This window comes from Rhodococcus sp. ARP2 (assembly GCF_001029585.1).
In the GTDB taxonomy this organism is placed as follows: Bacteria; Actinomycetota; Actinomycetes; order Mycobacteriales; family Mycobacteriaceae; genus Rhodococcus_F; species Rhodococcus_F erythropolis.
Window position 1 is genome coordinate 17,350 of the sequence record NZ_LEKE01000102.1, and the last position, 10,570, is coordinate 27,919.

At 63.4% G+C, this 10,570-nt stretch carries 11 protein-coding genes and 1 pseudogene; 9 read left to right on the top strand and 3 right to left on the bottom strand.

From position 1 onward, the window contains the following. Position 1: 1 nt before the first annotated feature. From ABX74_RS26095 to ABX74_RS26130, 8 genes are all read left to right on the top strand, one after another. Complete coding sequence (locus tag ABX74_RS26095; RefSeq protein ID WP_019746071.1) at positions 2-859, top strand: ABC transporter permease; 858 nt, start codon at positions 2-4, stop codon at positions 857-859. Continuing rightward, positions 856-1,698, top strand: coding sequence for an ABC transporter ATP-binding protein (locus ABX74_RS26100; RefSeq protein WP_031332129.1), 843 nt, complete (start codon positions 856-858; stop codon positions 1,696-1,698). Before ABX74_RS26095 ends, ABX74_RS26100 begins: the two co-directional genes overlap by 4 nt. After that, complete coding sequence (locus ABX74_RS26105; protein ID WP_047890034.1) at positions 1,682-2,725, top strand: ABC transporter substrate-binding protein; 1,044 nt, start codon at positions 1,682-1,684, stop codon at positions 2,723-2,725. Before ABX74_RS26100 ends, ABX74_RS26105 begins: the two co-directional genes overlap by 17 nt. Continuing rightward, a complete protein-coding gene (locus tag ABX74_RS26110) occupies positions 2,722-3,831 on the top strand; it encodes an LLM class flavin-dependent oxidoreductase (RefSeq protein WP_003946034.1) in 1,110 nt (369 codons plus the stop codon). The genes ABX74_RS26105 and ABX74_RS26110 overlap by 4 nt, the downstream gene beginning before the upstream one ends. Next, a complete protein-coding gene (locus tag ABX74_RS26115; RefSeq protein WP_047890035.1) occupies positions 3,828-4,982 on the top strand; it encodes an LLM class flavin-dependent oxidoreductase in 1,155 nt (384 codons plus the stop codon). Before ABX74_RS26110 ends, ABX74_RS26115 begins: the two co-directional genes overlap by 4 nt. Next, positions 4,979-5,686, top strand: a complete 708-nt coding sequence (locus ABX74_RS26120) for a class II aldolase/adducin family protein (protein ID WP_047890036.1) — start codon at positions 4,979-4,981, stop codon at positions 5,684-5,686. The genes ABX74_RS26115 and ABX74_RS26120 overlap by 4 nt, the downstream gene beginning before the upstream one ends. Positions 5,687-5,727: 41 nt before the next feature. Further along, positions 5,728-6,669, top strand: a complete 942-nt coding sequence (locus tag ABX74_RS26125; protein ID WP_047890037.1) for an ABC transporter substrate-binding protein — start codon at positions 5,728-5,730, stop codon at positions 6,667-6,669. A gap of 240 nt (positions 6,670-6,909) precedes the next feature. After that, positions 6,910-8,160, top strand: a complete 1,251-nt coding sequence (locus tag ABX74_RS26130) for a reverse transcriptase family protein (protein ID WP_081328905.1) — start codon at positions 6,910-6,912, stop codon at positions 8,158-8,160. A 13-nt stretch (positions 8,161-8,173) separates the two neighbouring features. Here the strand turns inward: ABX74_RS26130 and ABX74_RS26135 are convergent, their stop codons facing one another. From ABX74_RS26135 to ABX74_RS26145, 3 genes are read right to left on the bottom strand one after another with little or no spacing between them, the layout of a single operon-like run. Next, positions 8,174-8,560, bottom strand: a complete 387-nt coding sequence (locus ABX74_RS26135; protein WP_003946047.1) for a RidA family protein — start codon at positions 8,558-8,560, stop codon at positions 8,174-8,176. A gap of 42 nt (positions 8,561-8,602) precedes the next feature. Further along, on the bottom strand, positions 8,603-9,415 hold the full coding sequence (locus ABX74_RS26140; RefSeq protein ID WP_047890038.1) for an alpha/beta fold hydrolase: 813 nt from the start codon (positions 9,413-9,415) through the stop codon (positions 8,603-8,605). After that, positions 9,412-10,194: an IclR family transcriptional regulator gene (locus ABX74_RS26145; protein WP_019746079.1), complete on the bottom strand. Its 783-nt coding sequence runs from the start codon at positions 10,192-10,194 to the stop codon at positions 9,412-9,414. Before ABX74_RS26145 ends, ABX74_RS26140 begins: the two co-directional genes overlap by 4 nt. 195 nt (positions 10,195-10,389) lie before the next feature. Between ABX74_RS26145 and ABX74_RS30680 the strand changes: the two are divergent. Further along, positions 10,390-10,570, top strand: a pseudogene (locus ABX74_RS30680) (ABC transporter substrate-binding protein); the annotation flags it as partial.

Sequence of the window (10,570 nt, forward strand, 5' to 3'; positions counted from 1 at the left end):
GATGGTGACGCTGACCCGCCCCGCACGAACGGCGTCGCCGTCAGTGGAGCATCCGCAACTCGAAACGCCCCGCTACCGGCGCAATCGCAGCAGGCCCAAGTGGGTCTCGATCCCCCTCCGCTTCCTCGTGCCCGCGCTGCTGGTTGCCGGATGGTGGATCGGATCCGCTACCGGACTGATCCGCGAAGAGATCCTGGCCGGACCTCCGGCGGTGTGGACGGCATTCGCCGAGCTGTACCAGTCGGGTCAGTTGGTCGACTTCGGTCTCGCGTCGCTTCAACGTGCTGCACTCGGTGTTTCGGTCGGTGTGATCGTCGGATTGGTGCTCGGGGTTCTCTCCGGTCTCTCCTCGCTCGGTGAAGAACTGATCGACTCGACCATGCAGATCAATCGCGCGGTTCCGTTCCTCGCGCTCGTTCCGCTGTTCATCGCCTGGTTCGGTATCGACGAAACTTTCAAGGTGGTCCTGATCGCGGTCGCGACCGTCGCCCCCATGTACGCGTACACCTACCTGGGAGTGCGCGGGGTCGATCGCAAGATGGTGGAAGCGGCACAGGGATTCGGACTGACAGGTTGGCGACTGGTGTTCGGAGCGATTCTTCCGACCGCCCTCCCCGGTGTTCTGATGGGGCTTCGAATCTGCCTGTCGCTCAGCATCACCGGATTGATCGCCGCCGAGCAGGTCGGCACACGTGAGGGCATCGGATACCTGGTCACTCTGGCGCAGGAATACAACCGCACCGATTACATGGTTCTGTGCATCGTCATGTACGCGGCGCTGGGTCTCATCTTCGACGCCGTCGTCAGGCTGATCGAGCGGTACTCCATGCCGTGGCGGAGATTGTCGGTGGCGCGATGACGAACACGACCGTCGGCTCGCTGCCGACCACCGAAGCACCTCTCCCGCCGTTGGCAACGCGTGAGCGGACCGGCACCACTGCGGCCGAACGACGAGCCGGATCACCAGTGGCAGTCTCACTCACCGGAGTGCGGAAGTCGTTCGGTGACAAGACTGTTCTGGGTGGTATCGACCTCGAGATCACACGCGGAGAGTTCGTCGTTCTCCTCGGCCCCAGCGGTACCGGCAAGACAACCCTGTTGCGAGTGCTCTCCGGTTTGGAAGCACCGGACAGCGGCGAGGTGCTGGTTCCGCGCGACCGCACGGTCGTCTACCAGGAACCGCGATTGATACCGTCGAAGCGAGTTCTGGCCAATGTCACAGTCGGACAGAAACGGTCACGTCAGGTGACCGACAATGCACGCAACGCACTCTCCGAGGTCAACCTCGCGGACAAGCACCGTGCCTGGCCGGCCACCCTCTCCGGCGGCGAGGCCCAACGCGTCGCATTGGCGCGCGCTCTCGTTCGCGAACCTGAACTATTACTGCTCGACGAACCGTTCGCGGCCCTCGACGCTTTGACCAGGCTCCAAATGCAAGACTTGGTAGGCGATCTGGTCGCCCGCCACCGTCCGGCCGTACTACTCGTCACGCACGACGTCGACGAAGCCGTACGACTTGCCGACCGCGTGCTCATCCTCGACAAGGGCGGGTTTGCCGTGGACGTCGACATCGACCTGCCACGCCCCCGCGATCGGAACGATCCCGAATCTTTGCGCTACCGAGCGAGTTTCCTGAAGGAACTCGGTGTCGGCCGCACCTTCCCCGACGGACAGGACAGTCATGACATTGATCGCTGATTCCGCAATCGACACACTCTGGTACACCCGCTGCCCCGTTCCCACCGCCAGCGGTCTCGCCAACAGTCTCGGTTGGCTCGACCGGACGGCAAACGAATCCGGAGTGCGTTTCGGCGTACTGCAAGATGCCGGACCGGAATTGGCAGTGCGCCATTTCGATCACCATCTCTCCGGACTCGTTCGCGAAGGCGGCAACGTCCCCGCACTGGCCGCGCGTGCCAGTGGTTCTCCGACGAGGCTCATTGGGCTCACCTGGATCGACGAGGCCCAGGCAATCCTGGTGCGCGGAGACTCCGACATCCGCGAAGCAGGTCTTCTGGCCGGCGCTCGGATCGGTATCCCGGCCTGGGCTGCGGATCAGGCCAGGAGCTTTCCTCGCGCCATGGCCCTGCACGGCTTCGCCTCCGCACTTCGACTGGGCGAGTTGAGTTTTGCCGACGTCACCCTCGTCGAGGTTGCGACGACCGCAGCCCCCGAGGTCCGCACCGCCTCGTCCACCCGCAACACGACGTGGGGTGTCGAATCCCTGCTCCGCGGCGACGTCGATGCCATCTACGTCAAGGGCGCCCGCGCCCAGGAAGTTGCCCGCGAACACGGCCTCGCCGTTGCCGTCGATCTCGATTCCACTGCATCCCTACGTGATCGCGTCAACAACGGCACCCCACGACCGATCACGGTTCATGCCGACCTACTCGAACAGCGCCCGGACATCGTCGTCGGTTTCCTCGCCGAGAGCCTGAGAGCAGCGGACTGGGCCGCAGCCAACATCGACGAGGTCCGAGCCGTGCTGCAGACCGAAACACAGTCCGGGCCCGAAGGTGTGGTGGCAGCCTACGGCGAGAACTTCCACACCGGACTGCATTTGAGCCTGCCGGACGAGCGTGTGGACCTGCTCGGCGTGCAGAAACAATTCCTGTATGCGCACGGCTTCCTTGCCGCCGACTTCGACCTGCAGTCCTGGGTGGCGCACGAACCACTGGAACAGGCACGCGCACTTGTCGCCGCGCAGAAGGGCACAGAAGAATGACGGACGTCTACTGGGAGCTGCCCTCGCGCGGTGACGGACGTCGGGCAGTGGCCGCGCTGAACAGTCGCGGCGGCTTCGGGCCACAGCGACCGACTACCGTCGCGACCGATGTTCGCCCCGGAAACTTCGGGCCCTTCGACGAATTGGCACAGATCGTTCTCGCAGCCGAACTGTCGGGCGTCGACGGTGTTGTCGCACCGTACGATCCGAATGGCGAAGAATCCTGGATCGTTGCTGCCGCCGCCCTACGTCAGACGCGTCATTCGCGAGTGGTCGTGGAGTTTCACCCCACTTTCGGCACCCCCGTCTACGCCGCCAAAATGTCGGCGACACTTCAGCGCCTGTCGGCAGGTCGTCTCGAATGGCGAGTGAAGGTAGAGACGGACCCCGAAGACGCCGCTGCTCGCGGAGACGTGGTTCGAGGAGCCGACCGCTACGCGCGCGCCGCGGAGTTCCTGACCGTCGCACGCGGCGTGTGGAACGAGGAACAGATTCTGCCCGGCGGATTCGGCGGCACGGGTTACGACTTCGACGGCGAATACTACGACGTACTCGGCGGCGGATTCCGAGGCATCTTGTCGGGACTCCGTTTTCCCCGAGTACATCTGACCGGAGACTCACCGGAAGCTCTGGAACTCTCGGCCCACCATGCCGATGTCCATCAGTTCACCCTTGCCGGTGACGAGTTGTCGACACGGATCACCACCCTCGACGACCGAGCATCCGAACTCGGCAGGACCGTCGAGAAGGTCCTGCGCATCCCGATCATCGCGAGGGAGACAGCCGACGAAGCCTGGGCTCGCGTCGAACGGCAACTGAGAGAATCCGATTCCGCTGCACTCGAGATCGACCGGGGCGGCATCCTGTGGTCCGGATTCGACCGCATCGGCTACGAGCACAGTATCGGCCTCGTCGGAAGCTACGAGGAAGTGGCGCAGCGATTGTCGTCGTATCGCGATCTCGGCGTGGACGGTTTCGTCTTGTCCGGTCGGCCACACATCGAAGAGCTGCACCGGGCGGGCGAGCATCTCCTGCACCTGGTCGATCCCGAGGGTCGGATCCGCAAGGAAGAGAAGGCCACCACAGAAGAGAAGGCCACCGCATGAGCATCGATTTCTATTGGCGGATCGGGATGGAAGGCGACCACGCGTCGCTGCGTACTCCGCGTCGCTACAACCGCGGCGATGCCGGTGGATACGGGCCGGGCAACATCGCTCCCGCGATCCGCGGCGGCGAGTTGGACGGATACAGCTACATCGACCACATGGCCGCAGTGGCAAAGGCTTCCGAGTCTGCCGGCTTCCTCGGTGGACTGCTGCCGTCCTTCCCGATGACCGAGGATCCGTGGGCGACCGCAGCAGCGTTGGCCGCCGAGACCACCACGTACCGTTTCATGGTCGCGTTCCAACCGGGGTTCCTTCACCCGGTACAGGCCGCGCGGATGTCGGCCAGTCTGCAGCGAGCAACCGGCGGACGTCTGGTTTACAACATCATCAGTGGTGGAGGCGGAGCGCCTCAGCTGTGGTGGGGCGACAAGGTCGACCATGACGATCGCTACACCAGGACATCCGAGTTCCTCGATGTCCTCAAGGGTGTGTGGGACGGCGAACCTTTCGACTTCGACGGTCGCTTCTTCCAAACCCACGGCGCTGCACTGCCACCCGGACTTGCCGGCCAGCCGTTTCCCGAGGTGTACTTCTCCGGGTCTTCGGCAGCAGCCGTCGCCGCCGCCGGACTGCACTCCGATTACTACCTTTCCTGGCTGGAGCCGTACGCCGATCTGAGAGCCAAGATCGACGGCGTGCGGGAGAACTCGGCCAAGCTGGGACGCACCCCGAAGTTCGCCGTACGCATCGACGTCGTTGCCCGGCACACCGAAGAAGCCGCGTGGGCCGAGATCGAGAAAGGCTGGGCCTTCGTCGACAAGGGGGCCGCCGACCGTGCAGCGCAGGGTGACTCGGTGGGCGCCGCCCGCATCAAAGGGTGGGTGCCCGAACACATCATGGGTTACCGAGATCTGGAAGTACAGCCCAACGTGTGGTGTGGCTTCAGCCTCATCCGTGGCGGACCGGCGTTCGGACTGGTCGGCAGCTACGAACAGGTCGCCGAAAGACTCGACGAGCTGCGCGAACTAGGCGTCGACGCCTTCATCCTCGCCGGTAACCCGCATCTCGAAGAGGCATACCGCGTCGGCGAAGAAGTTCTTCCCCTCCTGCAGCGCACCCCGATCACACCTTCTGGACTGGAGACTCGATGACCACCACCGAAACTCGACTCGACGCCGATACCGCAGCATTCGTCGAAGCAGTGCGCAAAGCAGCAGACAAGGCATTCGACGTCTTCCGCAAGACCGGAACGGTTGCAGCCAACGGGACCGTGAACTTCGTCGAACGCGTACCCGGCACCGAAATCGCGGTCGCCCTGAACGACCCGGGACCGTGGGCGGACGATCCGTCGGTGTCACCGGTTGTTGCTACGTTCGGTGGAGAGGTGCTGTCCGGCAACGGATCGGCTGGTTTTGTCACCGGCTACGCGTCAGTGTTCCGTGAGCATCCGGAAATCACCAGCGTCGTCCACATCCACACTCCGTGGCTCGGCGGTTGGGCACAGACACACCGAACGCTACCCATCCGATATGCGGCTTCGCAGAGGCTGACGCTCTCCCGAGAGATTCCGCCGCACATCGACCGATCCCGTTCTGCGGGCGAGTTCATTCTCGAGCGTCTCGAACACGATCCCGATTTGGTGGCGATCTTCGAAGCCAACGGCGGGGTCAACGTCATCGGCCGCAGCGGGTTGCTCGACCTCGCGAAGTTCGTCGTCCTCCTCGAGGAAGGCGCCCAGTTCCAGGCGATCGCCGAAACCCTCGGCGGTTCGGTCGAATTCGATCCGTCCAACCTCACGGTCCAGTGGGGCCGTAGCGGACTCGCCGACGAGGCGCGTCGACGCGGCCTCATCTAGCCATCCCCATCACTGATTCAGAACAGGAAACCGTAGATCTCATGACCGTTCGCGTCGGATACTTCCCACACAACAATTCGCTGTTCGTACTGCGCCACACCGGAATCCTCGAACGCCGTCTCCCCGATGTCGAGTGGGTGGACCTGCGTGAGCTTCCCGCCAAGCCTGCAGTGAACCCGGAAAACGCCTTGCCGACCCTGCACTCGGACTGGCTGTTCGAGGAGGGCGGATACGATGTGATCGGAACCGGATTCACGCCGCCGGTCACCGGATTGGCCCAGGGCCGCGATCTCGTCTACATCGGAATCTCCGGCCCCCGCGTGGAGAACGGGCGCCTGGTAGTCAAGGCAGAGTCCGAGATCAACACGGTAGAGGACCTGCGCGGCAAGCGCGTCGGCATCGCGCACGGATCGTGGCAGACCACACTGTTGTTGTTCGCCTTGGATCAGGCGGGGCTGACCTGGTCCGACATCGTCCCCGTCGATACCGACGTGCGCGGTGGTGGAGCGGACCTCGTCGACGGCACCATCGATGCCTGGGTAGGGGCGTACCCGGGGCTGACCGACATCGAAGCGAACCACGAACTGCGCACGCTGATCGCCACCGACGGACTCTTCAGCCACCCCTCACTGTGGTTCACCCGGCGCGATTTCGCGGATACCAACCCGGAGGCCCTCCAGGCGATCATCGAGGCCCTGCAGGAATCCGACGCCTGGATCGAAGCCAACCCCCGCGAAGCCGCGCAGATCTTCGTCGACGACATCGAGAAGCGTGGCGGGTCCGCGAGCATCGATGCCTGGGAAGCTGCACTGCGCGGGCGTCCTTTCGGTGTCAACCCGGTCACCGACGAGTTCCTCGACGAGCAGCAGCGCGCGGCCGATCTCCTGCTGAGCAACGGACTACTGCCGCAGGCGGTCACCGTCCGCGAAGCAGTCGTGCCGTGGATCAGCGAGTTCGTCGGTTCGGATCGTTCGTCGATCTGAGAACCCACACCTGACAGATCCGCTTCACACGTGACAGATACCGGACGGTCTGCCATTGTGAAGGGATGCGGCGGCGCGTGGGTGAGAGTTGGTCCACGCGACCAGTCTCAGGGGTAACCCCTGGGTCGGCCAGAAGAATTGAATACTGCGTCCACCGGCGTTCGGCACGCTCCGCGTGCTTGCCGCCGCACCGGACAAAGGATTTGGTCACCCCGCCCCGTCGCATCCCGGAGTCGAATCATGCGTGACTTCGAGCTCGATCCCGAGTTGGCGCGTCGTCTGGCCGTTGCGGCTGCTGACGCTCCGTGGACCCTCAGCGGCCTCGAGGAGGCATTCGGAACCGTCTTCGGTGTTTCCCCGACGCTCCTGGCCGTGCGCGTTCTCGACCTCATGCCCGCCCCACCGTTCGAACCGCAGACTCTGTACCGATTGCTTCGCGAACTACCTCGCCTGCGGCCTGTTCCTCTCTCACTGGACACCAATGAATCCTCGGTGTGGCGGTTCGACGTTCCCCGCTACAACACCAGTGTGGACCTGGCTCGTTCACTGGATCTGACGATCTCCGAACTCGAGTGGTTTGCCGACCGAGGGGAATGGCTCCGCACGAAACCCCTACCGCTACGCCACTACCGGCCCATGCAGATCAGCAAGAAGACCGGCGCTCGCCTCCTCGAGGTACCGAAACCTCGATTGCGCGAAATTCAGCGCAAGATTCTGCGCCGCATACTCGACCTGGTGCCCCCGCACGACGCGGCACACGGATTTGTCCGTGGTCGAAGCCCTCTGACTTTTGCAGCGCCGCACGCACAGTCGGAAATCGTGATCGGTGTGGACCTCGCGCAGTTCTTCCCCTCGATCAGCGGCAGCCGCGTCCACGCCGTCTTCACCGCCCTCGGCTATCCACCCGCAGTGGCAGGAGTTCTCACCGGATTGTGCACTGTTGCAACACCTGCCGATACCCTGCGCGGCCTACCGTATGCACAGGCATCACAGCTACGCACCGCGCATCTTCCGCAAGGCGCGCCAACTTCGCCTGCACTGGCGAATCTCGTCGCGCGCAAACTCGATATCCGCTTGAGTGGACTCGCACAAGCGAACTGGCTCACCTACACCCGATACGCCGACGACCTCGCCTTCTCCGGAATCGAAGTAGCCGACGTCGGAACCCTCCTCTGGACGGTCGAGCAGATCGCCAGGGACGAAGGGTTTGCCATCCATCCACGAAAGACCAAGGTGATGCGCCCTCATCGACGCCAACACCTCACCGGGCTGGTGATCAACGACCAACCGTCGTATCCGCGTGACGACTACGATCGCTTGCGTGCCCTGCTGCACAATGCCGCCAGTACTTCTGCGCAGGAACAGAATCGGGACGGAATCGAGAACTTCCGCGCCCACATCTACGGCCGGATCGCGCACATCGGCGAAACCAGCACTACACGCCGACGCACGTTGCTGCGCCTCGCTGAACGTGTGGATTGGGACGGCTAGTGCCCGCGAGCAGTCAGACCCGCGGTGTGTACGCCATGCATTCGACCTCCATGTGCGCACCCAGCGCCAGTCCATCTGTTCCGAACGCACTGCGGGCCGGCAGTCTCGACGCCGGGAAGTACTCGAGGTAGACCTTGTTGAACTCCTGCCAACGAGACATGTCGTCAAGCATGACAGTGCATTTGAAGATTGCTTCGACGCCGGAACCGTAAGCGATCAGCGAAGCCACTATGTTCTCCATGGTCTGTCGAGCCTGCGCTTCGAAGCCGTCGGCCAAGGTCCCGTCCGGGAGCATGCCGATCTGACCCGACAGATATAGAACGTCTCCGACGCGCACTCCGGTGGAGAACGGCGTATCGAAAGCGGGTGGGATGAACTCGACGGTCTGAGATGAATCCATTAGATCTCCTCGGAGTTGGAATATGCGTGACGAGTTGGTGTTTCAGCGCACTGGGCGCGCACGAACATCGGCCAGGAAGTGCGCCACCAACTCGTTCCACGCGTGTGGGTCCTCGAAGTAGGGGGAGTGGCCGCGGTCGGCAAGTTCGACCACTTCGGCGTGGGGCAGGAACTCGGCGGCGCTGCGAATCCGCTCGGGTGTCATCAAATCGTCCAGCTCGCCCGCGATCAGCAGAACCGGCGCCGTCACCGTGGCAAGATCGCTCGGCGAGTAGTTGTGGGCCTTGAGAATTCGGAAGAACTCGGTGTCAGGTGGGCGATAGCCGAAGGTGCCGAGAGCTTGGTACAGGTATGCCCTCGCCATGTCCAAGCTCGGCAACCGTCCGCCCACAGCGGGGTGTTCCCCCAGTGGCCGCGCCGTGTCGGGCGCCGCGGTGAGGGGAGGTGCGCTGTCCGGACCGAATCCGACGGGAATGCCGCCGGTCGTGCAGGCCAGGACTACCGACTCCACCCGCTCCGGAACAGCGATCGCGGTCCCCAATGCGGCCCAACCGCCCATCGACTGGCCGACCACGCGCGCTCGATCGACCTCCAACAGGTTCATGATTTCGATCAGATCCGAGACTGCCGCTACCGGGCCGTGGTTGCCATTTTCGTTGGTGGACCGGCCGAATCCTCGCTGATCCCAGCTGATTACCCGATAATGCTGAGCGAAGTACGGTACCTGTTGGTACCAGACCGCGGCGTTGCCGCCGAGACCGTGCGTGAGAATCAGATCCGGGCCCTCGCCGGCAGTCTCGTACCAGACCCGTTCGCCGTCTGCGACGGTGATGAAGCCCTCGGTCCGTGAAATCATCCTTCTTCTCCTGTGTCGGACGGGCGCTTGCCCGAAGTGTGGTCAGTGAGGAGTTGCTGCACTTCATCGGTGGCCCGCAGCAGGTGTTCTTCGACCATTCGCGTCGTTTTCGCATCGAAGTCGGTATCGAACCCGATCACCGTCAACGCGCAGAGCGGAGATCCCTTGCGGGAAGACACTGCACGCGAGACCGAACCGATGATGTCCTGAGATCGTTTGTGTACAACGGCGAATCCGGTTTTCTGCGTCTCGGCTATGTCGGCGAGAAAGCCGGTGGGGCCTTCCAGCGGATAGCCGCTCTTCTCCACCATCGCCAGGTAGGGCGCCCGGGTGTTGTCCTCGAGTGCCGCGACCAACGCGAGCGGACCCGCGAACCGGTGCGGCGGAAGCAGATCCCCGAGCATCCGAGTGATCATCTTGAGTCTCTCGGGACGCAGCGCCGCGATGATCCGCGTTCCGCCGCTCTCGAGAACCTGCAGATTCACCATCATGTCGGTGCTCTCGGACAGCACCCGCATGGTCGGATCGCACAAGGCCGCCAACGAGTGCGCTGCCGCTTCGTGGGAAACCTGCAGTGCAGCCGGGCCGGGGAGATAGCGACCGTCGTAGCGGAAGACCCAACCACGGTTCGCGAGTTCTCCGAGCACTCGGTGCGCAGTCGGGCGGAGCATCCCGACTTCTTCTGCCAGTTCGCTGAGCTTCATCGGCGTGGTCGAGCGCGCGATGGCCTCGAGTAGATCCAGCGCTTTGTCGACGGCGGACGCAGAACCCTTCGTCATCCGATCCCCTCCCGGTGCCGTGGATGTACCCGGCGATCCGAAATCTCGTGTTCTTGGAAAACCCTTGGCATTCGTCTTGGAAATTACTATAGTCACAACAATCGTTCCGGCGTACGGAATTCTTTGAGCGTCTTCACCTTCCCACCGGATTACCGGCAAGGAAGTCATATCTTTCCCAGCGAGAGGCTTTCGGACATGACGGTTGGACATACCCTTCGGTCGACACCACGGTTCAGAGTTGTTGCCCTAGCTGCGGTCGCGACCGCAGCATTGGCACTGACCGGCTGCTCGAGCGACGCCACGGCCTCCGACGACGGGGGCACCCAGACCACCACGATTCGAATCGCGCCTCAGCCGATCGCAGACTTCGCACCGA

What these genes read in the sequence shown, in the direction of transcription:
- ABX74_RS26145 (WP_019746079.1), bottom strand. Translation starts at nt 10,194, where the DNA reads ATGACGAAGGGTTCTGCGTCCGCCGTCGACAAAGCGCTGGATCTACTC.
- ABX74_RS26105 (WP_047890034.1), top strand. Translation starts at nt 1,682, where the DNA reads ATGACATTGATCGCTGATTCCGCAATCGACACACTCTGGTACACCCGC.
- ABX74_RS26100 (WP_031332129.1), top strand. Translation starts at nt 856, where the DNA reads ATGACGAACACGACCGTCGGCTCGCTGCCGACCACCGAAGCACCTCTC.
- ABX74_RS26095 (WP_019746071.1), top strand. Translation starts at nt 2, where the DNA reads ATGGTGACGCTGACCCGCCCCGCACGAACGGCGTCGCCGTCAGTGGAG.
- ABX74_RS26125 (WP_047890037.1), top strand. Translation starts at nt 5,728, where the DNA reads ATGACCGTTCGCGTCGGATACTTCCCACACAACAATTCGCTGTTCGTA.
- ABX74_RS26135 (WP_003946047.1), bottom strand. Translation starts at nt 8,560, where the DNA reads ATGGATTCATCTCAGACCGTCGAGTTCATCCCACCCGCTTTCGATACG.
- ABX74_RS26130 (WP_081328905.1), top strand. Translation starts at nt 6,910, where the DNA reads ATGCGTGACTTCGAGCTCGATCCCGAGTTGGCGCGTCGTCTGGCCGTT.
- ABX74_RS26110 (WP_003946034.1), top strand. Translation starts at nt 2,722, where the DNA reads ATGACGGACGTCTACTGGGAGCTGCCCTCGCGCGGTGACGGACGTCGG.
- ABX74_RS26115 (WP_047890035.1), top strand. Translation starts at nt 3,828, where the DNA reads ATGAGCATCGATTTCTATTGGCGGATCGGGATGGAAGGCGACCACGCG.
- ABX74_RS26140 (WP_047890038.1), bottom strand. Translation starts at nt 9,415, where the DNA reads ATGATTTCACGGACCGAGGGCTTCATCACCGTCGCAGACGGCGAACGG.
- ABX74_RS26120 (WP_047890036.1), top strand. Translation starts at nt 4,979, where the DNA reads ATGACCACCACCGAAACTCGACTCGACGCCGATACCGCAGCATTCGTC.